The organism is Psychrobacter sp. CAL346-MNA-CIBAN-0220, assembly GCF_040309805.1.
In the GTDB taxonomy this organism is placed as follows: domain Bacteria; phylum Pseudomonadota; class Gammaproteobacteria; order Pseudomonadales; family Moraxellaceae; genus Psychrobacter.
In genome coordinates, this window is record NZ_JBEOPF010000005.1 from 41,192 (window position 1) to 62,207 (window position 21,016).

Below are 21,016 nucleotides of genomic sequence, written 5' to 3' on the forward strand. Positions count from 1 at the left end.
TCTAGATTATCTAACGTTATCACCCCAAGTTACGATAGGCTTCGCTAAACGATAATTTACTGCTGCACTTTTAGCACCAACTATACTGGCGATAAAGGTTAAAAGAGCACTAATTAACCAGAATAAACCGGTATATAACGCTGCTTTACGAGCAACAGCTTCAGCTTGCTGTATTTTTTGCTCAGCAGTCTGTTTTGCTTCTGCAATAGTTTGCTCAGTTTTCATTTTATATTGTTTAAATGACTGTTGAACTTCTGTGCGAACTTCGATGGCTTGTGCTTCCGTTAGGCCTTCTTGTTGCAGGCGTGTGATAAGCTCAGGACCTTCTAAAGTCTTTTCGATAGATGCCATACGTTGTTTTGCATAGTCATCAATATTGCGCCAGGTGTTCATATCAGTGAAGTCCATATCAGAGACTTGGGTTTTGGTATTGTTTACCAAGTCTTTAACCACACTGCTAGTCGCCGCAATTTGTTGTTCATTTAAATTCTGCGTATTTTTTGCAACCATTGCTTGGATATCTTCTTCGCTAATATCACCTGATACACGCTGATAAATTTCCTTCGCTTTTTGTTGCACACCATTACTTTGCGAGGCTGCACCCGCGGCGGTTGCACCGACCGTAGCTGTAGTTGCAGCTGTTTTAGCTACGGTACTAACTGTAGAGCCTACAGCGTTGCCTGCTGTCGCTAAAATACCAGTCGCACTACTTAAGGTAAAAAATGTCGTCAACAATACGATTAAAGCCGCAGTTAACATACCCGTTAAACTGGCATCCTTTGGATCAATATCTGTACCATCGCCAAATAAAGCTTCCGGAGCTGAAAACTTAATTGCAAAATAGCCTGCTACATAGGCACTAACCAATGCAGTAATGGCGGCATAAATACCAGCCGCAATGCTAGTACCTTTTAAATCGAATGGTATAAATGAGCTAAGAACCAGAGCTAGGGCAATCATCGCCATGACCACTATCAGTCCCATAACGAGACCTGCTAGCACACCGCGCCATGAGGGACGACGCTGAAACGAATAGGTAGGTGACATAAACATTCCTTAATAGTAAATTGTTTTGATGGCTTTTCTCATTATGATATAAGCTGTTTAATTGAATTCTTATAAAAAATTCCTATAAAACTACTCATAAGTTCAATGAATACAACAATATAATAAGAAATAAAGCGATAAATTAATAATACTTTTAGGTAGGAAAACGCACACATTGTGTATAAAGGCGTTACGCTATGTCAATAAATCGTTCCAGTGTAAGATTACGTAAATTCCTAACACACTTGATAGGACAGATTGTTACTGAGTCAGTTATTTTATAATGAATATCAAATCATAAAAGTTATTGTAAATCATAAAATGTTATGCAAAAAATAGACATAAAAAAAGCCCAATCGCAATGATTGGGCTTTTTGATGGTGCTCTTATTAGTCTGATCTTATGCAACTTCGCAAAATTGCTAATAAGTGACGCCGTATAGTGGCGTCCCCAGGGGGGTTCGAACCCCCGTTACCGCCGTGAAAGGGCAGTGTCCTAGGCCACTAGACGATGGGGACGCATAGTGTGTTATAGACATTATAACTTCATAATACTATAACGATAACAACATCAGAGTGCTTAAAAGCGTTGCCTAGAGCTGATGTTGAGCTATTAGCAAGTTATTTATTATAAAGTTTAGCAGTGCTGCACTTGATAATAAATAGTGTGGTGGAGCTAAACGGAGTCGAACCGTTGACCCCTTGCATGCCATGCAAGTGCTCTACCAACTGAGCTATAGCCCCTCGCTAAGAGTGTGCGTATTCTAGGGATAAATGAGAGTGTTGTCAACAGCTATTTCCATAAAATGGCAATAAACATATTAATTAATCACAAAGAAGATGACGACAGCGGTTTTTCTATTGCCCAACGGGTCAAATTTTTTGATGGTTGGCAATTTCTTTAATGGCTTTAGTCACAGAAAACTCTTCTTCACTACCATTAGAAAAAATGACGGCACAGCATTCAGTGGGAATATATTTGCCACCATTTTGTATGACAGTTCTTACGCCTTTAAAGCTAGTAATGTCAGACTCTGTTAATCGTTCTAACTTATAGTGGGTATAATTACAATAAGAGGTATATATCCACTTCAAATCATCAAAATCTTGTCCAACTGAAAGGATAAGCTTTGCATCATACAGCTCTTTTACTATCGCATCATAATATTTTTGCGCCTCTTTGAGCGTTGAAAAAACATAGTCTTTGCTTTCTATAGTGACGGTTTTGGCTGCCATATTTATTTCCGATCGATAGTTTTAATTGGATGTCATTGCTAATAAAAGAACAGGTCAGTAATAGTCTGACCTGTCCTTTTTTAAATTAAAAACTTATTCAGATACTAAAAAATCAGGCAATTCAGCGGCTTGCTTCTCTAATTTCTTCAGCTTTTTCTTACCTAAGCCGCCTAGAACGTCAACACCATGACGCAAACGTATCAGAGTCATATCCGCGCCAATGATTGCCATTGAGTTCATCACTGGGGTTGATGAGGAGCTGCCCGCAATTGAGATAAAAAACGGAGCGATGAAGTCACGCATTTTAATATCAAGCGCCGCCGCTAGGCCTTTCATAGTGGCGTAGATGTTTTCTTCAGACCAAACTTGTAAAGCTTCTAACTGCCAAATGGTAAGTTGTAGCATCTCCATGATTTGTTCGGGAGTCAAAGATTTATGGTTAAAATCCTCTGCACTGATCTTCGGTAAGTTTTGGAAGTAGAAAGCGCCCCAATTTACCGCATCAGATAGTAGTTCGATACGCGGTTGGATAGCGGCTGCCATGGCCGTTAATTTATCGCTGTCATTGGCCCAAGCGAGTATTTTATTTTTAAGCTCTTCAGGTGTTAGCGCGCGTAGCCACTCAGCATTAAGCCAATTGAGCTTTTCGATATCAAAGATAGGACCGCCAAGGGAGACTCGCTGAATATCAAAACTGGCAATCATTTCCTCTAAGGTAAACTTTTCGGCTTCATCAGGCATAGAGTAGCCCATCCGGCCTAGATAGTTCAGCAATGCTTCAGGCAATACGCCAGCATCGCGGTAATAGGTGATGGAGGTTGGGTTTTTGCGTTTAGACAACTTAGACTTGTCAGGGTTACGCAGTAGCGGCATGTGGCAGAGTACGGGCATTTCCCAGCCAAAGTACTCATAAAGTAATTGATGCTTAGGGGCAGAGTTTAGCCATTCTTCACCGCGTAATACATGGCTGATTTCCATTAAATGGTCATCAACGACGTTGGCAAGATGATAAGTTGGTAAGCCATCGGTTTTTAGTAGCACTTGCATATCGACTTGTGCCCATGGTATCTCAACGGTTCCGCGTAGCATATCTTCAACACGGCATACACCTTCTGTGGGTACGCGCATACGGATGACATACGGCTTGCCATCAGCAACTATTTTGTCAGATTCTTCGCGTGATAAATTGGCGTAGCGGCCATCATAGCGCGGGGTTTCACCATTGGCCATTTGCTCAGCGCGCATTGCATCCAACTCTTCTGAGGTACAAAAACAGCGAAACGCATGACCGCTGTCCAGTAGCTGCTCGGCGTGCTTTTTATAAATATCAGCGCGCTCGCTCTGGCGATAAGGGGCATGCGGTCCGCCAACATCAGGGCCTTCTGCCCAATCCAATCCTACCCAGCGTAGGGCATCTAAAATCATTTGCTCAGACTGTTCGGTTGAGCGTGTCTGATCGGTGTCTTCAATACGCAGAATAAACTCGCCGCCATATGCTTTGGCAAAGGCTAAGTTAAACAGTGCGATGTAAGCGGTACCCACATGCGGAAAGCCGGTAGGTGAGGGGGCAATACGAGTGCGCACCGGACGGTTGCTGTTAGAATGTGTCGTCGTTTGGGTCATAATAATCTCAAAATATCATTATAAGTTGAAGGGATAAATAGCGTAAAATATCGCCTTAGTATAACAGGGATGCATATTATTTTTATCGAAAAGGCCAGATGGTACTTGACTACAGACATATCCTTGCGATAATAATGCTACATAAGTCATAACTTGTTTATTTTCATCTAATTACTGGCCAAATTGGTCGCCATTTATTGAGTTGTTTGTGTCCCCATCAAATTCTAAACCAAAGTCTAAGCCTAATTCTAAAGCCAGTCCTTTATCTACCGCAGATGCCTCTGCTACTGTGGTAGCACCTTCTCCTATAGAGAATCAGCCCGGCGTAGATGCTGTAATGCCTGACAAAATAGTGCCTGACAAATTAAGTTTTGCACATGATGCAGTGTTATTACAAGAGGCGGTTGCGGCGGTGTTGGGTGTTAAGTCGCTACCTATCAATGAAGGTGGTATAGATAGTAAAGAGGTTACGGATAGTAAGAATAGTTTGCAGGCGACCGGTATCTATGTCGATGCGACCTTTGGGCGTGGTGGTCATAGCCGATTATTATTGACCCAATTGGCGGCTGATGCACAGCTTATCGTTTTTGATAAAGATCCGACTGCCATTATGGTTGCCCGCGAGTTGGCAAGCGAAGATAGCCGTGTGCATGTCATTCACGATAGCTTCGCTAGTTTAACGGATAGCTTAGCGGCAATGGGTATTACTCAAGTTGACGGGCTAATGGCTGATTTGGGGGTGTCGTCGCCGCAAATTGATGATGGCAGTCGTGGTTTTAGTTTTATGCGTGAAGGCGCGGTGGATATGCGCATGGATACCACTCGCGGTCAGTCAGTCGCTGAGTGGCTTGAGCAGGTCGATGATGAGACCTTAGCCAATGTGTTATATCAATTTGGTGAGGAGCGTCATAGTCGGCGTATTGCCCGTGCAATTAAGCAAATGGACAGTTATGAGTCGACGCTTGAGCTGGCAGAAGTCATTAAAGTGGCACATCCCAACTGGCAAAGAGGCAAGCATCCAGCCACTCAAAGTTTTCAGGCGATGCGTATTTTTATTAACAACGAGCTTGGCGACGTTGATGACTTTTTAGCACAAAGCATTCCTATTATTAAAGCGGGTGGCCAACTGGCTGTGATTAGCTTTCACTCGCTTGAAGATCGACGCATTAAACAGTTTTTGCAGCGTCATAGTAAAGGGCAGTATCCAGAAGATGAGCAATTACCGATGGCGCCTGATCGCCCGCGCTACTTTAGTAAGCCCAAACGTATCGGCCCTAGTAAAGTAGAAGTAGCTAACAATCCACGCTCGCGTAGTGCGTGGTTGCGGACGGCTACCCGTACGGATATCGCTTATCCGCTAGAATTAAGTGAATGATTACGCAGCTGTTAAAAAGCTGTAAATATTAGCTGCTAGGCTCGTAAGTTGTTTTTTTATTTGCTGACTGCTGATTTCATATTAAAAGCCAGTCGTTGCGCGTTTTGCTACTAATGGTTGCTGGCATGTTTTATTTTTTGATGGTACCGATGGTAAATATAGTATTTAAAACCATTTGGTATAAGCCATCTTTTATATTTGAGTTTACTTTCTTGAGATCGTCATGGCAATATCCGGCAAACCTGTAAATCGTCGCAACCCTGCATCGCCACACTCTGCCGACATCGGCGAATTGTTCGCGCAGCGCTTTAATGTAGTGAGTATCTATGTGGTGATATTATTGCTATTGGCAGGTACTATTGTGTGGAGCGGAATTAAAACCGCTGAAGAAGTTCAACAATATCACCAGGATTATAAAGCGTTGCAAGACATGAAAAAACAAGAGCGCAAACTACAAGTTGAACATCAACGTCTGTTAATCGAGCAACAAACCTTCAGTGCCACCCCGCAGATTGCCAGCCGTGCGGTCTCTGAGCTTGGTATGTACTCTCCAACTTTGAAAGACAAACTGATTATTCAGCCTGGCGTTGCTGCAGCGACTGCTAAACCAGCAAGTGCTGATGCCCCTGCTACTAAAACCCTTGCTACTGACGCTGAAGCGATGGGAGCAGGACAATGAGTGACAATAATAAGCCCACTAAAAAGCCCAGCACAGCTGCTGATAAAAGCACCACAAAAAATACTAATAAAAAACCAGCCAGTGGTAAGGTAACTAAACCTTTACGTCGAGCCAGTGCGGCTAAATCTGCCCAAACTGGTGGCAAATCCACAAATGATAGGTCTTCAAATAATAATGCTGAAAAAGATGATACAAAAAATCGCTCAACCAAACTGTTTGGCCGCATGAAGAACAAAGACACTCAAGGCGCCTATACCAGTGTTAAAAATCGCAAAAGTAAAAAGACTATATTTAGTAAGGCTTTTGGTGCCTCATCACGTGGCGGTTTTGAAAACGATAAAAACCGCTTTCGTACTGTTTGGGGGATTGCGCTTATTATATTGGCTTTGCTGATAGGACGAGCCTATTATTTACAAGTGGCCAATGCTCAGTTTTATCAAGATAAAGGTGATGAGTTAATCACTAGTGTGCGTACGCAAAAATCCTATCGCGGGATGATTACCGACCGCAATAACTTGCCCTTAGCGGTCAGTGCGCCGCTGGCGACGGTGTCTTTTAGTCCGCATGATTATGCACGAGAATATTATGAGCTAAAACGGGTTAAAATTACCAATCCTGACAGCCCGCAGCTCCAAGCCCGCATGCAAAAGCGCCTTGATAATATGGAGCTGACCACGCTCGCGGCGGCAGCCAATCTACCTGTTACGGAATTGCAAAAAGCCACTGCTATCGACGATAATATCGACGTCACTGACGAAGAAGCGGTCAAAGCGGCGTTGCCATCAGGGGCAGGCTCGCATTATCTGCCGCTACTCAATAAAGTAACACCTGAGATTGCCCAAAGTGTCAGCTCATTAGATTTTCCTGGCGTCTATGAGAAAAACTTCTTTCAACGCTACTATCCGCAGCCGCAGCCTAATTCGCAAGTATTGGGTTTTATGGGACAAAGTGCCAATGATCCTGAAGGGGGTTACGAGGGACGTGCTGGTATTGAGCGCCAATATGAAAAAGCGCTGTCGGGTAAAGACGGTAAAGTCTTAGTATTAAAAGACGCCAAGCAAAATAGCCTAAAAGAAATCAAACAGCTTGAGCCTGAAATAGCCGGTCAAAATGTGGCGCTGACTATTGATTCGCGTTTGCAATATCTACTGTACAAAGAATTGGAAAAAGTAGGGCGCTTACAGCAAGCACGTTGGTCAACTGGTATGATCGTTGATGTACAGACTGGTGAGGTATTGGCACTGTCAACGTGGCCCTCTTTTAACTCCAATAATCTTAATGAGATGACTGGTGAAAACCAACGCAATCGCGCGCTATTAGATGTCTTTGAGCCCGGTTCGGTAATGAAACCTTTTACCGTTGCCGCCGCGCTTGACTCAGATAAATACACCCCTACTTCCTTAATCGACACCAACCCCGGCTCTATTCGAGTCAGAGGGTATACTATTCGTGACCATAATAATTTGGGCATAATTAACCTTGCCACGCTACTACAAAAATCAAGTAACGTCGCCTCAACTAAGATTGCGCTCTCTTTACCGCCGGCTGCAATTACCAATATGCAGAAACAATTTGGTTTTGGCACCAAAACCCCGCTGCAGTTCCCAGGTGAAGGCAGTGGGTTGGTCACGACGCCAAAAGAAAAAGAAACCGCCCGGCGCGCGACGGTTAGTTATGGTTATGGTTTGGAAGTGACGGTTGCGCAGATAGCACAAGCGTATGCCGCCTTAGCAGCAGGTGGTGTTATGCACCCATTAACCTTGGTTAAGGGTACTGATCGCCCACCAAGTAAACGCATTATGGCGCATGAAAAAGCAATGTCGATTGTACAGATGTTAGAGCTGGTCACCGCGGAAGGTGGTACCGCTAAGGCGGCGGCAATTGATGGCTACCGCGTGGCGGGTAAGACGGGAACCTCGCGCCGGATTAATCCTGATGGTGGTTATTATACTGACCAATATCGTAACGTCTTTGCCGGTATGGTACCTGCCTCTAATCCAAAACTGGTAGGGGTCATCTTAGTTGAAGACCCACGCGGGCTACATTATGCGGGTCTGACTACTGCGCCAGTATTCCACAATGTCATGAAAGAGGCGCTACGTTTGTATAATGTGCCTTTAGACAAACCGCTACAAACTGAATAATCTGAAATAGAGGGCATAGCGTGCGCTTATTTATCGGCTATGCTGTCTGTTTTTTGGCAGCTGGCGGTTAAAAACTGTTTTTCTTAGCTTTATATTTTTAATTCTGCTGTTTTAATCATTGCTCTTTTCATACGTCTAGGATTTGCCCATGACCAACTCATCGCAACGCACCATCACCTTGCAACAGCTTATTGATAGCAACCAGATTAATAAAAATAGCGACGCAGTAGGGCGACAGTTGTCAGCAGTGATTCAAGCGTCAGTCAATCCAAAACTAATTGCTAATATTCCGTTTCAGCAATTGCGTTTAGATAGTAGACAGGTAGTAACTGATGATGTCTTTATACTTCTAAAAAGCCAGACGCAAAATTGTCAGAAGAGTCGTGATTATCTGTATCAGGCTGCTAAGCAAGCAGCCTTTATCTTATCTGAAATAGAGCCAGTAGCGCTACTTGCTCCGGCAAATATTCCGCCAAACGCTAATATCCAGCTTAATGAGGCTAAAATTAACGGTACTAAAATTAACGGTACTAGGCCTGCCATCAACAGCCAATATTCAGTGCCGCAGCAATTAGCTGCGTTACCCTGTTCTGTGCTTTATGTGCCTAATATTCGCGACTTTTTGGGTGATTTAGCTCAAGCTTGTTTGCAATATCAGCAGCCAATGGCATTACCAACAGTCGTTGCCGTTACGGGTACTAATGGTAAAACTACCATTAGCCAACTGGTCGCTCAATTGGCACAATTAGCCGACATGAGCAGCGCGGTCATGGGGACGGCAGGTAATGGTAAGCTTGGTGCGTTAATACAAGCCAGCCACACTACAGGGGATGCGTTAGCCGTACAGCAGTTTCTATATCAAATGGCTACAGAAGGTGCGGACTTATTAGCCCTTGAAGCCAGCTCGCACGGGCTTGATCAACAACGTCTGCAAGGTGTGCCAGTAAAGATCGCTATTTATACCAATCTCAGCCGTGATCACTTAGATTATCATGCTGATATGGCGGAATACGTCGCTGCTAAAGCCAAGCTGTTTGATAAAACTCATTTTCCAACCCTGACTCACGCCATTATCAATATCGATGATGACTATGCGCAAACTATGCTCGATACCGCGCACGCTAGTAACTTGACCGTATGGACCTATAGCTTAGATGCGATGTCAAATGCGACTTTTATAGCGTCCACTATTGAGCCAAGCTTGCAAGGTGTCCAGATTACTTTACGCAGTAATGTTGACGGTTTTAATGTTGATGGCGAATTTAATAATAACGAGTTTGGCGATATGAATATCGTCAGCCCGCTACTCGGCCGCTTTAATGTGGCCAACCTGCTAGCTGCGATTGCGGCAGCTGTGGCATTAGGGATAAGTCTTGAGCGCATTGCAGCAGTAGTGCCACAGCTACAAGGGGCTATCGGACGTATGCAGCAAGTACCTTCTGCTGATGGCTGCTTTATCGTTGATTATGCCCATACGCCTGATGCCTTAAGCCAAGTGCTTACTAGCTTAAAAACTCATTGCTGTGGGCAGCTGTGGGCGGTGTTTGGTTGCGGCGGCGATCGTGATGCGGGTAAGCGTCCGTTAATGGCGCAAGCTGGGTTAGTGGGAGCGGATCAAGTCATATTAACCGCTGATAATCCGCGCACCGAAGATCCCAATACTATTTTAAAAGATATGCAAGTGGGCATGAGTGCTGAGCAATATCAGCGTACCCATATTGAACTGGCACGCCAAAAGGCAATTGAATATGCGGTCAGTCACGCTGGCGTTGACGATATTGTGGTTATCGCTGGTAAAGGCCACGAAACTTATCAAGAGATTAACGGCGTTCGTTACGACTTTGATGACAGTGTGATTTTGCAGCAAGCGCTACAGCAAGTAGGGCGCACATAAATAATTAACATAACTGATTCTTCTTAAAAGTGTTACCGATAAGATGTCGTGAATATAAATGTGCGATTTCAAGAGTTTACGAACTACGGAGTTATTTGCTAACTCGTTATGAAAATTAGGTACCATTTTTGCTTTGGCTTAACTATATAGCCAATTTTGCTACCGGTTTTTCAATTGAAAAATCTCGTTACTAAATTAGATATTGTGAAACGATACCATAAAATAAAATTATGAAATAAGTAGCCACCCTATAAGGTAATTACTATGACAGCTGACAACAATAATACCATTCAGTCGCAAGGACTTTATGTTTGGCAAGCTGATAATTTGCTGGCGGCGACAGCGGCAGTTGACGGTCACTGGCAGTTAGATGAAGAACAGACAAATTCAGAGATAAAAGTTACTAGTAATCGCATCGCCACCGATACACGTACTATTAAAACTGGCGATATCTTTTTAGCCATTAGTGGCGATAATTTTGATGGGCATGACTATATCAATGCCGCGCTATCCCAAGGTGCGGTTGCGGCTATCGTCTCGCGTCCGATCTCAACCCCTATTGCCAGTAAAATGCCACAATTGGTGGTTAATGATACTCGTTTGGCATTAGGACAATTAGCGGCTTATCGTCGCCAGCAGCATCAAGACTTGACCGTTATTGCTATCACCGGCTCTAGCGGCAAAACCACCTGTAAAGAGATGCTAGGTAGTATCTTTGGTCGTCTGGCACCGACGCTCATTACTCGTGGCAACTTAAATAATGATTTAGGTGTACCGATGATGCTCCTTGAGCTATCCGACCATCATCGTTATGCCATCTTAGAATTGGGTGCGAACCATATTGGTGAGATTGCTTATACCACTGAGATTGTCCGCCCTGATGTGGCCTGTATTTTAAATATTGGAACAGCTCATTTGGGTGAGTTCGGTAGTCGCGAGGGTATCTGCCAGACGAAGGCGGAAATTTTTCATACCTTAAGCGATGAGCAAACCGCTATTGTCCCTGATAAAGATGACTTTACCAATCAGTTGCGACGAATTGCCGAGACCCATACGTCGCGCGTTATTGGCTTTGGTAATACTAACGTCAGTGCCAGCCACCTCGATGTTGAGCCTGAGCGTAGCGAGTTTAAACTCCATATTGGCACCCATGTCCATGATATTAATTTACCGCTGGCCGGTGAGCATAACGTTAATAATGCGTTAGCGGCTGCTGCTTGCGCGTATGCTTTAAATATTAGTATCGATGATATTGTCATCGGTTTAGAAAATGCGCGCCCCGCTAAAGGTCGTTTAGACAGCCAAATGCTGGGGTTACATCGTCTTATTGATGACACTTATAATGCCAATCCACACTCGGTACGGGCAGCGGCAAAAGTATTGGCCGCGCAAACGGGTACGCAAGTTATGGTCTTAGGCGATATTGCTGAGTTGGGTGATGCTGCTGTAAGCGAGCATCAAAGTTTAGGGCGTACTATTGCGACTGCTGGCATTGATTTATTACTTTGTGTGGGCGAGTATGCGGCTTATAGCGTGGCTGGCGCGCAAGAGATTGGTGATATCAGCGCCCATGCTTTTGATAATAAAGACAGTTTACTAGCGTATTTACAGTCGTATTTGCAAGCGCAACAAGCGCAGCCTTGTACCGTACTGTTTAAGGGCTCTCGTACCATGGAAATGGAAACACTTATTGATGCGCTAGTAAAGGAGTAGGCGGTGTTAGTTTGGTTATTTGAATGGCTTAGTCAGTATTATACCCCGTTTTCTGCGGTATCGTCACTAACGCTGCGCGCGCTACTGGCGGTCGTTACGGCGCTTGGTTTTAGTTTGATTTTAGGCGGCCGGGTCATTCGGCATTTGCGCGCCCTTAAATATGGTCAGGCCATTCGTAATGATGGGCCTCAATCACATTTAATTAAGACTGGCACCCCAACTATGGGCGGGGTATTAATTTTAAGTGCCATCGGGGTTTCTACCTTATTATGGGCACGGCTGAGTAATCCCTATGTGTGGATTTTGCTGATTGTGATGATTATCTTTGGTGCGGTTGGCTGGGCAGATGATTGGCTAAAAATTAAATATAAAAACCCCAAAGGTCTGATCGCCCGCAAAAAATACTTTTGGTTGTCCATGGGTGCTTTATTTGTCGGTGCCTCTTTATATTATATTGCTACATTACAGCCTGATATAGCGACGACACGGGCGATGCAGGATTTATTACTACCTATTTTTAAAGATTGGGTGATTCCGTTCTCGGCGGTGCCATTCGGCATTGGTTTTATCATTTTTACCTACTTTGTTATTAATGGCGCATCCAATTCGGTTAACTTAACTGATGGCTTGGATGGCTTGGCTATTTTACCCGTGGTATTGGTAGCAGCTGGCTTAGGCGCAATGGCCTATGTGTCTGGCGATGTTAGATTTTCTGAGTATTTGCATGTGCCCTATATTGCTTATAATTCTGAGGTCATTATCGTCTGTGGAGCCATGATTGGTGCCGGTCTTGGGTTTCTATGGTTTAATGCGCATCCCGCACAGGTATTTATGGGTGATGTGGGTGCATTAGCACTGGGTGCGATGTTAGGTACTATTGCAGTCATGACCCGCCAAGAGATTGCCTTTGCGATTATGGGTGGACTGTTTGTCGCTGAAGCGTTGTCGGTTATGCTACAAGTGGGCTCGTATAAGCTGCGTAAAAAACGGGTCTTTCGTATGGCGCCTTTACATCATCACTTTGAAGAAATCGGCTGGAAAGAGACCCAAGTGGTTGTTAGGTTCTGGATTATAGCTATCCTACTGGTAATATTAGGACTGATGACCCTAAAGCTACGTTAAGACAAGTTTTTAACAAAAAAGCCATCTTTGATATATATTAAAGATGGCTTTTTTGTCGCTTAATATAGGCAAATTTTGCTAAGATGCTAACCATATTTGTATGATGTTGAGATATTTGTGTCCTTATTTATTTGTCCGATTTGTCAATCTCCCTTGCAACCTGCAGCAGATACCTGGCGCTGTGATGGCAGCCTAAATGCCAAGCAAACTATTCATCCTTTTGATGTGGCGCGGCAAGGTTATGTCAATCTATTGCCCGTACAACAAAAAAAGTCCAAAGCTCCCGGTGACAGTCAGCAATCTATCGAGGCGCGTCAGCGTTTTTTAGCAGCAGGATACTATCAGCCGCTACAAATGCTCGTTTGTCAGCAAATGGAATTGGTATTGTCAAAAAAGCGGTTATCAGCACAGGATGAAACGGAAACTAATAATACTGAAACTGATAATACTGACATATCTAGAGCTGAATCGCCGATACGCTGGTTAGATATTGGTTGTGGCGATGGTTATTACACTCAAGCGATGGCACAAACTGGCATGGACACTTTAATTGCCGCTGATATCAGTAAGCCAGCATTGATAGAATTTGCTAAAGTCAGCAAAGTTGCAAATCGTTTGTGGTATCAACAAAGTAATGAGAAAGCAGAAAAGCCAAAGAAAATGGCTGTTATTTACCCGTTAGTGACCAGTGCCGCTCATCTCCCGTTACGTCCGCATAGTATTACCGGCATCAGCAGTATTTTTAGTCCGATATTACCCACTGCATTTGCAGAAGTATTGGCTGATAATGGTTATTTAGTCATTGCTAAGCCTGATGTCGGCCACTTAACGACGATACGCGAGGCCTTGTTTGATAGTGTCCGTGAACATGACTCGGATAAGTTTTTGCCCAGCTTAGCGCCCTATTTTACCCTTGTAGAGACGCATCATATCAGCACACCGCTGAGCTTATCAGCAGAGGCATTGACTGATTTATTGACCATGACTCCTTATGCCTATCGCGCACGAGCTGAGAGCTGCCAAGCGCTACTGGCAACGGCTAAGACCAAACCGTTTGATACCGAAGCCAAGTTTATAGTTTATATTTTACAAAAAAATGCCGATATATAAAGTAGCCTTCATGCTATAAAACTGGCCCCATAGTGGCGACGATATTGTTCCAAATTCTATAAGGCAGCGGCCAGTTTTCTACTTGCTCGCGTTTTACTTCTTCGGAGTCAGCGATATATTGGTATTGCCGTTCAATGATGTCAGCAGTGAGCGCTTTGTCACTTATCACTACGTTATTTTCATAATTCAGATCAAAGCTACGTAAGTCTAAATTAGTTGAGCCGATTAAGCTGATGTCACCATCCACGGTCAAAGTTTTAGCATGTAATAAGCCTGGTTTATATTCATAAATTTTGACACCGGCCTCGAGCAGTTCCCAATAATAACTACGACTGGTAGCAGCTACGATAAATGAATCATTGTTTTTTGGGAAAATCATGGTGACTGCAACACCGCGATGAGCGGTCGCGCATAAGATACTGACTAGTGAATAATCAGGTACAAAGTAGGGGGTAGAAATAATCAGCGTGTGCTGAGCTTGGCTGATAAGAGCGCCCAAAAACTGCGGTGTTGTGCCACGGCGCTGGGTAGGACCGTCGGCGAATACTTGGGCGGCAAAGCCATCAGGCTTTGCTTCCGTATCGTAATAAAAGCTATCAGCGGGTGTATTGGGGTTTTCAGTCAACCAATCGCTCGCAAAGAGCATTTGGTTTTGGGCCACCACAGGGCCTTCAACCCGTAGCATAATATCTACCCAAGGCGCGTACTTAGGCTTCACTCGAAACTCAGGATCGGCGCAGTTGCGGCTGCCACAATAGCCAATCTTACCGTCAATCACAGTGATTTTGCGGTGATTACGCAGATCAATACGACTAAACAATAACACCTTTATAACATTCCGAATCGGTAGCGCTACGCTGACCTGTACGCCTGCGTCTTTCATTTCCTGCCATAGTTTAGAACCTACCATTTTATGTGAGCCCATTCCATCGACCATCGCTCGGCAAGTGACACCACGCCTAGCAGCACGCATTAGTGCTTGGGCGGTATCAATGCCCATCCCATCGATCAGCCAAATATAGTACAGCACATGAATATGATCGGTCGCTGCATCAAAATCGGCAATCATCCGTGCCCGAGTTTCAGCAGCATCTGCCATCAATTCAGCACGATTACCCAAGGTTGTATGAAAGCCAGTGACGTTAGCAGAATAGGCAAACGCGGCTTGATATTCCGGTTTGATCGCTTCTGCTAATGAGGAGTTACTGCCCATTACTTCAGGGTCATTAGTATGTAATCTATTGATAATCTCATGATGCTGGCGCACAAAGTTTCGACCTAGGTGAATTTCACCGAACATCCAATAGACCAGTACTCCGATATAAGGCAGGACAAACAATATCACTAGCCATGCTAAGCGTGCAGATGAGGTCAAATCGTGACGTGCTAAGACTCGCAAAGATATGAGCAGCAGTAATATAAAATGAAGGGTTAGTAGTATATTTATAGCCATCAGGGCAGCCTATTATTGTTATTTGAGATATTAATCAGCATTATTTGCTGATTATAACGTACTCTAATGCTCAACCTCCATTTAGTCAAAGCGTCCAAAAAATGTATTGATTACGTCATACTGCACGAGCTATGTCATATTGCGGACTATAATCATAGGGAGTATTTTTGACGTTTACTGATCCAAGTGATGCCAAATTAAAAAGGAGTTAAAGGTAAGCTCGATAATAGGGCAGAGCTATATTTGAATGAGTGAGGGTTAGCTAAAGAACTTTTTATGACTTGCCTTAAATGCACACTGCCCTTAAATTTTACTGTTGGGAGCGGTAAAAATGAGAGGATTGTAAGGGTTGATAAAAGTGCTGTAGGTTAATTCTATTTTGAATTAAACTTGATGTTTTAAATCTTCTTTTGATGACTTCCTTTATTTATAGTTTCTTTTAACAGCGAGTACTACATTAAATGATAGAGCTTTTAAGCGATCCATCGATATGGCTTGGCTTTTTAACCTTAGTCGGCCTTGAGATTGTTTTGGGTATTGATAATCTTGTATTTATTGCCATTCTCGCTAACAAGCTGCCGCCACATCAGCGTAATAAAGCTAGAAATATTGGCCTGTCTCTCGCCCTATTGATGCGTTTAGGCTTACTGTTTGTGATGTCGTGGCTGGTGACGTTGACTGACCCAGTGGTTACTTATGGTGCTTTTGCTTTATCAGTTAGAGATTTAATATTGGTGGTCGGTGGGGTGTTCCTATTATTTAAAGCCACTCTTGAGCTGCATGAAAGGTTAGAAGGGAAACCAGAAACGGGCAATAAAAGTAAAGTCTATGCCGGGTTTATTGCTGTCGTTGCTCAAATCGTTATCTTAGATGCAGTATTCTCATTTGATGCGGTAATCACGGCTGTTGGCATGGTAGAGCAACTTGGCGTCATGATGGCCGCTGTTACTGTCGCTATGATTGTTATGATTATAGCCTCTAAAGCCTTGACTGATTTTGTCGGTAAGCATCCTACTGTGGTCGTTTTATGCTTGAGCTTCTTACTTATGATTGGCTTTAGTTTAATCGTTGAAGGGTTAGGTTTTCATATTCCTAAAGGTTACTTATATGCTGCCATTGGTTTTTCTATTCTTATCGAAGCCTTTAATCAATTTGTCCAACGGAATCGTACCAAGTACGAAGATCAAATCCCCTTGCGAGATCGAGCAGCCGATAATATCTTAAAGCTAATGGGCGGAAAAACACAAGAAAACAATCATGATGATACCTTAGTAGAAAATAATACCTTGGTACCACCTTTGCCTTTTGCTCAAGAAGAGCGCTATATGATTAGTGGCGTTCTTGCTCTTAGTGAACGAGATGTACAAACCATTATGACCCCGCGCTCAGAGGTATCTTGGGTTGATATTACTGGTAATTTAGAAGCGATTCGCCATCAAGTATTGGCGACCCCGCATAGTTTGTTACCTATCTGTCATGAACGGTTAGACAAGGTCTTAGGGGTGGTGCGTGCTAAAGATATTTTAGCAGCACTTAATAACAACCCTAGCGATGTTCATGCCGCGTTGCAGCCTTTACTCACCAAACAACAACCAGTTTTTGTCTCTGATACTATCGACAATTTACGTCTTATCAATCTATTAAAAAATGCTAAGGGTAACTTAGCAGTAGTGATAGATGAATATGGACAACTGGCGGGGTTGGTTACGCCCTTAGATTTGTTTGAAGCCATTGCCGGTGAGTTTCCCGATGAAGATGAAACCTTAGAGATCGTACAACAAGAGGACCACTGGATAGCCGAAGGTACTGTCAGCTTAAACCAACTACGCCTTGAATTACATGAGCCTGATTTACTATGTAATGTTGAACAGCTAACGATTGGTGGCTATATAAACTCGCAACTAAAAGGTGCTGCCCAAGTTAACGACCACATTAGTACTGAAGGTTATAATTTTACAGTTTTAGAAACCCTATCATCAAGAATTTTATTAATAAAGATTGAAAAAATAAGCCTATAAGTATGGACCAAAAACACAGTCAGCCTAATATAAAATGGTTGCAAGCAAAGAGACAGTTAATACAAAATAAAATAGATACACTAATAATTACCTGTGGCTGGTAAAAAAATTCTTGCTTGCTGTGCGGCTTCACCACTCCAGAGGCGGTAAAAATTTCTTCTAGCCACACCGTATCCGTTTTAAAATGAATCAACTATAGATACTGAAGCTAAACGACCCCAATCATATTGAAGACTGTCTTATTGTGGTCAGGCAGCAAACAAGGCTCTCTTATAGTGATCATTTCTTATAGTGGGATCGATACGTTTATATTATTACTGCATTATGTTTTATATATATAGCTGAACCAGCAGTATACTGCCAATCGTTTTATCTTAAGAGCCTATACTATCTCAAAAGTCTAGTTGGAATTAACCACCCCTTTAAGGGACTCAGGCTATGCACGCAGCCCTACCGTATCGGTTGTTAAATAAGTTTACCATTGTCATTAGTATCATCGGAGTCGGGGTCGCCTTAGTCGATAGTGGTTTTACGCTATCGACGTGGTTACAGCACATCTTTCATATCTTCTATTTAGCCATTATTTTATTAGGGTTTGTCGCCACAGTAGGGCGTTATATTCGCTCAAAAACGCCGTTAGTAGTCAATAAAGTAGCGATTTTTGATTCGCTAACGGGTTTGGCGATCATTATTTTGCTTTTAGTTCATTTTACAGCTTTACTGCAATCAGGACTATCGATGCCAGTTGATGGCTTTATTGCTATTAAAATTGCGGTATTCGTCACTTTTATCCGTGAAATATCCGATAACAACTTTAGTCTCAATCGTGCTTTTTTAAACCCAGGTCAATTTTTTATCTTGAGTTTTTTATCGGTGATATTAGTGGGGGCGTTGCTACTAATGATGCCCAATGCCACCACCCAACCCATATCATTTGTTGATGCCTTATTTACCGCCACCAGTGCGGTCTGTGTCACCGGCCTTATTGTGGTAGATACAGCGACCCGTTTCACTACCTTTGGACAAGTAATTATTATAGGATTGATTCAAATTGGTGGCCTAGGTATCCTAACCTTTGTGACTTATTTTAGTTATTTTTTTAAGGGCGGTGTCAGTTATGAAACTCAGCTAAGTATGGGCGAGATGACGTACTCAAGGCGGATGAGCGATGTGGTTACCACCCTTAAGTCTATCTTATATGTGACCTTTGGGGTTGAGGCGCTGGCCGCCATCTTGATTTATATTAGCATTTATGACTTACCGGGAATGACTCTAACTGACCGCCTGTTTTTTTCGGCTTTTCATGCGATTTCTGCGTTTTGTAATGCAGGGTTTTCTACCTTTAGTGCTGGTTTATATGATGATTCGCTACGCTTTAATTATCCTCTCCAACTGATTATTAGCACTACCTTTTTGTTTGGCGGCATGGGCTTTGTGATTGTGGTCAATCTGCTGCGCTACCTGCGTCACCGTACCCAGCAGGCGCTCTATCGCAATGACCAGCGTTATACTTATCAGCCGTGGCTACTCAGTATCAATAGCCGTATCACCTTAATTACTTCCGGTGCTTTACTGTTAATAGGGCTAGTGGGGGTTATGATGTTTGAATACCACGGCATACTTGCTGAGCATCGTAGCTTTTATGGCAAGCTAATAACAGGGTTATTTACGGCTGCCACGCCGCGAACTGCTGGGTTTAATATTGCCGATATGGATGCGCTGGCGTTCCCAACCATTATGTTGACGATATTTTTGATGTGGATTGGCGCATCTCCAAACTCGACGGGCGGCGGTATCAAAACCAGTACCTTTGCGATTGCGCTATTAAATACCTTGAGTCTTGCACGCGGTCAGGCTAGAGTTGAGGTGTTCCAGCGTGAGATTGCTGACATCTCCATTCGTCGAGCGTTCTCTATTATGTGGCTATCATTATTGGTAATTGGTACGGGTGTGACACTGATCAGCTACGACCAGCCTGAGCTTGATTTGATTAAAGTGGTTTTTGAGTGTTTTTCTGCTTATAGCACGGTGGGACTCAGCTTAAATCTGACTGCTGATTTATCGACCTTTAGTAAACTTGTGGTCTCAGGGATTATGTTTGTTGGGCGGGTGGGCATGCTGACTATTTTTATTGCGTTACTCAAAAATATGCGTCAACGTAATTATCGTTATCCCACTGAAGAGATTACGATTAACTGATCACGCTGTTGTTATCGCTATACGCTACCGCTGCTTTATGCACAAGGAACATTATGAAATATATTATTGTGGGTTTAGGAAGTTTTGGCTCATCATTAGGCATAGCGCTCACCAGCCAAGGCCATGAAGTGATTGCTATCGATAGCAGCATGCAAAAAGTTGAAGCTTATAAAGAGGTCATCTCGCATACCATCTGTATGGATGCGACCGATGAGTATACGGTCAAGGGCTTACCAATTATCGATACGGATATCGTAGTGGTGGCGATTGGTGAAGACCAAGGCGCTAATGTCATGGCGACTGCACTATTTAAAACCCTAAAAGCACAGCGCTTAATCAGTCGCAGTATCAATCCTTTACATGAAACGGTCCTACAAGCGATTGGGGTCGATGACATCTTTCATCCCGAAAAAGAATCGGCGATACGCTGGGCCAAACGGCTATCGTTACGCTATTTTGTTGACTCTTTTTCTTTGACTGATACCTTTAGTATGGTCGAGATTAGTATTCCAGCTGCCTTGATTGGCAAAACAGTTGATGAACTACAGCTGGAACCTAAGTTTAATATTAAGCTGCTGAGCACCATGCGCTATGAGCACTATGAAGACAGTTTTGGTCGCGCTCAAAGTAAGCCCAGTATTCAAGGCTTAGCTGCTCCTGAGCAAGTGTTACAGCATGAGGATGTGCTGGTTGTCTATGGTGCTAACAAACATATCAATCAGTTTTTACGTAGTGTTGGGGTCAAAGTACATTAATTGGCTGGCATGTTAATTGATAGCTGTTTGAAATAATAGCTGTTCGACCTAACGGTTATTTGAAACAATAGATACATAAACTGATAAAGGGGAACGTTATGAACAAGTGCCGCGTATCCGTCCTATGTATTGCGGTCTTGGCATTATTGTCAGGCTGTGATCAATCGGTACAAAACCCAAATACTATGTTTTCGGAGAAGCATCAAGACCCTATTAAAGAGCTTGAAGTGACTACTAAGATCGATCGTAGCCAGTTTCGCTATAAACAAACTTTTTATGTACCGATTTACTCAGATATCTATACCGATAGAGAAAATCGCAAAGTCTTGCTATCGGCCACCTTAAGCGTACGTAATACCACTCTAAAAAAATCACTATATATTAATAAAATCGATTATTACGACACCGATGGTGACTTTGTAAAGTCGTATGTCAAAAATCCAATTGAGCTACCAGCAATGGCAACCCTCAATTATATCGTCGAAAAAGAAGAGGATAAAGGCGGCTCAGGTGCAAACTTTATCATTGAAGTCGAAGGTATAGATGATACGGTTACTCCCGTTATTGAGGCGGTCATGATCGGTAATTTTAGTAATAAAGCCTTTTCATTTAGTACAGAAGGGACGCCGGTTGTGCATTGATTGAGATG

At 43.2% G+C, this 21,016-nt stretch carries 16 protein-coding genes and 2 tRNA genes; 12 read left to right on the forward strand and 6 right to left on the reverse strand.

The window, feature by feature from the left end; all coding sequences use genetic code 11:
* Nucleotides 1-6: 6 nt before the first annotated feature.
* The 5 genes from AAEY88_RS10435 to gltX form a co-directional block, all read right to left on the reverse strand.
* Nucleotides 7-1,047 carry a hypothetical protein gene (locus AAEY88_RS10435; protein ID WP_350562159.1) on the reverse strand — a complete coding sequence of 347 codons (1,041 nt, stop codon included), beginning with the start codon at nucleotides 1,045-1,047 and terminating at the stop codon, nucleotides 7-9.
* Between the two features lie 442 nt (nucleotides 1,048-1,489).
* Nucleotides 1,490-1,565: transfer RNA gene (locus AAEY88_RS10440), tRNA-Glu, on the reverse strand.
* 149 nt (nucleotides 1,566-1,714) lie between these two features.
* Nucleotides 1,715-1,790, reverse strand: a tRNA-Ala gene (locus tag AAEY88_RS10445).
* 129 nt (nucleotides 1,791-1,919) lie between these two features.
* On the reverse strand, nucleotides 1,920-2,282 hold the full coding sequence (locus AAEY88_RS10450; RefSeq protein WP_350562161.1) for a hypothetical protein: 363 nt from the start codon (nucleotides 2,280-2,282) through the stop codon (nucleotides 1,920-1,922).
* A 93-nt stretch (nucleotides 2,283-2,375) separates the two neighbouring features.
* Nucleotides 2,376-3,905, reverse strand: coding sequence for a glutamate--tRNA ligase (gltX, locus tag AAEY88_RS10455; RefSeq protein WP_350562163.1), 1,530 nt, complete (start codon nucleotides 3,903-3,905; stop codon nucleotides 2,376-2,378).
* Nucleotides 3,906-4,242: 337 nt separating this feature from the next.
* Here gltX and rsmH point away from each other — a divergent pair, with 337 nt between their 5' ends.
* The 7 genes from rsmH to AAEY88_RS10490 all read left to right on the forward strand — a co-directional run bounded on the left by rsmH (nucleotide 4,243) and on the right by AAEY88_RS10490 (nucleotide 13,942).
* Entirely contained in the window at nucleotides 4,243-5,280 is a 1,038-nt protein-coding gene (gene rsmH / locus AAEY88_RS10460; protein WP_350562389.1) for a 16S rRNA (cytosine(1402)-N(4))-methyltransferase RsmH, read from the forward strand.
* A 223-nt stretch (nucleotides 5,281-5,503) separates the two neighbouring features.
* Nucleotides 5,504-5,959 carry a cell division protein FtsL gene (locus tag AAEY88_RS10465; protein WP_350562165.1) on the forward strand — a complete coding sequence of 152 codons (456 nt, stop codon included), beginning with the start codon at nucleotides 5,504-5,506 and terminating at the stop codon, nucleotides 5,957-5,959.
* Nucleotides 5,956-8,103, forward strand: coding sequence for a penicillin-binding protein 2 (locus tag AAEY88_RS10470; protein WP_350562167.1), 2,148 nt, complete (start codon nucleotides 5,956-5,958; stop codon nucleotides 8,101-8,103). Before AAEY88_RS10465 ends, AAEY88_RS10470 begins: the two co-directional genes overlap by 4 nt.
* A gap of 148 nt (nucleotides 8,104-8,251) precedes the next feature.
* Nucleotides 8,252-9,997, forward strand: coding sequence for a UDP-N-acetylmuramoyl-L-alanyl-D-glutamate--2,6-diaminopimelate ligase (locus AAEY88_RS10475; RefSeq protein WP_350562169.1), 1,746 nt, complete (start codon nucleotides 8,252-8,254; stop codon nucleotides 9,995-9,997).
* Nucleotides 9,998-10,261: 264 nt separating this feature from the next.
* A complete protein-coding gene (gene murF, locus AAEY88_RS10480; RefSeq protein WP_350562171.1) occupies nucleotides 10,262-11,710 on the forward strand; it encodes a UDP-N-acetylmuramoyl-tripeptide--D-alanyl-D-alanine ligase in 1,449 nt (482 codons plus the stop codon).
* A gap of 3 nt (nucleotides 11,711-11,713) precedes the next feature.
* Nucleotides 11,714-12,832 (forward strand): phospho-N-acetylmuramoyl-pentapeptide-transferase, encoded by a 1,119-nt coding sequence (gene mraY, locus AAEY88_RS10485; protein ID WP_350562173.1) that lies wholly within the window; start codon nucleotides 11,714-11,716, stop codon nucleotides 12,830-12,832.
* A gap of 111 nt (nucleotides 12,833-12,943) precedes the next feature.
* On the forward strand, nucleotides 12,944-13,942 hold the full coding sequence (locus AAEY88_RS10490) for a putative RNA methyltransferase (RefSeq protein WP_407074453.1): 999 nt from the start codon (nucleotides 12,944-12,946) through the stop codon (nucleotides 13,940-13,942).
* A gap of 13 nt (nucleotides 13,943-13,955) precedes the next feature.
* Here the strand turns inward: AAEY88_RS10490 and cls are convergent, their stop codons facing one another.
* Nucleotides 13,956-15,395 (reverse strand): cardiolipin synthase, encoded by a 1,440-nt coding sequence (gene cls / locus AAEY88_RS10495; RefSeq protein WP_350562177.1) that lies wholly within the window; start codon nucleotides 15,393-15,395, stop codon nucleotides 13,956-13,958.
* Between the two features lie 66 nt (nucleotides 15,396-15,461).
* Here cls and AAEY88_RS10500 point away from each other — a divergent pair, with 66 nt between their 5' ends.
* From AAEY88_RS10500 to AAEY88_RS10520, 5 genes are all read left to right on the forward strand, one after another.
* Nucleotides 15,462-15,566, forward strand: a complete 105-nt coding sequence (locus tag AAEY88_RS10500; protein ID WP_350562179.1) for a YgjP-like metallopeptidase domain-containing protein — start codon at nucleotides 15,462-15,464, stop codon at nucleotides 15,564-15,566.
* Between the two features lie 290 nt (nucleotides 15,567-15,856).
* Entirely contained in the window at nucleotides 15,857-17,413 is a 1,557-nt protein-coding gene (locus tag AAEY88_RS10505) for a TerC family protein (protein WP_350562181.1), read from the forward strand.
* A gap of 438 nt (nucleotides 17,414-17,851) precedes the next feature.
* On the forward strand, nucleotides 17,852-19,612 hold the full coding sequence (locus tag AAEY88_RS10510) for a potassium transporter TrkG (protein WP_350562183.1): 1,761 nt from the start codon (nucleotides 17,852-17,854) through the stop codon (nucleotides 19,610-19,612).
* 53 nt (nucleotides 19,613-19,665) lie between these two features.
* Nucleotides 19,666-20,367, forward strand: a complete 702-nt coding sequence (locus AAEY88_RS10515) for a TrkA family potassium uptake protein (RefSeq protein ID WP_350562185.1) — start codon at nucleotides 19,666-19,668, stop codon at nucleotides 20,365-20,367.
* A gap of 98 nt (nucleotides 20,368-20,465) precedes the next feature.
* Nucleotides 20,466-21,008 (forward strand): DUF3124 domain-containing protein, encoded by a 543-nt coding sequence (locus tag AAEY88_RS10520; protein ID WP_350562187.1) that lies wholly within the window; start codon nucleotides 20,466-20,468, stop codon nucleotides 21,006-21,008.
* The last annotated feature ends 8 nt before the right edge of the window (nucleotides 21,009-21,016 follow it).

Bases quoted from the DNA above. Each gene is read 5' to 3' on its own strand.
- AAEY88_RS10435 (WP_350562159.1), bottom strand. From the start codon at position 1,047: ATGTCACCTACCTATTCGTTTCAGCGTCGTCCCTCATGGCGCGGTGTG.
- AAEY88_RS10450 (WP_350562161.1), bottom strand. From the start codon at position 2,282: ATGGCAGCCAAAACCGTCACTATAGAAAGCAAAGACTATGTTTTTTCA.
- gltX (WP_350562163.1), bottom strand. From the start codon at position 3,905: ATGACCCAAACGACGACACATTCTAACAGCAACCGTCCGGTGCGCACT.
- rsmH (WP_350562389.1), top strand. From the start codon at position 4,243: ATGCCTGACAAAATAGTGCCTGACAAATTAAGTTTTGCACATGATGCA.
- AAEY88_RS10465 (WP_350562165.1), top strand. From the start codon at position 5,504: ATGGCAATATCCGGCAAACCTGTAAATCGTCGCAACCCTGCATCGCCA.
- AAEY88_RS10470 (WP_350562167.1), top strand. From the start codon at position 5,956: ATGAGTGACAATAATAAGCCCACTAAAAAGCCCAGCACAGCTGCTGAT.
- AAEY88_RS10475 (WP_350562169.1), top strand. From the start codon at position 8,252: ATGACCAACTCATCGCAACGCACCATCACCTTGCAACAGCTTATTGAT.
- murF (WP_350562171.1), top strand. From the start codon at position 10,262: ATGACAGCTGACAACAATAATACCATTCAGTCGCAAGGACTTTATGTT.
- cls (WP_350562177.1), bottom strand. From the start codon at position 15,395: ATGGCTATAAATATACTACTAACCCTTCATTTTATATTACTGCTGCTC.
- AAEY88_RS10500 (WP_350562179.1), top strand. From the start codon at position 15,462: ATGCTCAACCTCCATTTAGTCAAAGCGTCCAAAAAATGTATTGATTAC.
- AAEY88_RS10505 (WP_350562181.1), top strand. From the start codon at position 15,857: ATGATAGAGCTTTTAAGCGATCCATCGATATGGCTTGGCTTTTTAACC.
- AAEY88_RS10510 (WP_350562183.1), top strand. From the start codon at position 17,852: ATGCACGCAGCCCTACCGTATCGGTTGTTAAATAAGTTTACCATTGTC.
- AAEY88_RS10515 (WP_350562185.1), top strand. From the start codon at position 19,666: ATGAAATATATTATTGTGGGTTTAGGAAGTTTTGGCTCATCATTAGGC.
- AAEY88_RS10520 (WP_350562187.1), top strand. From the start codon at position 20,466: ATGAACAAGTGCCGCGTATCCGTCCTATGTATTGCGGTCTTGGCATTA.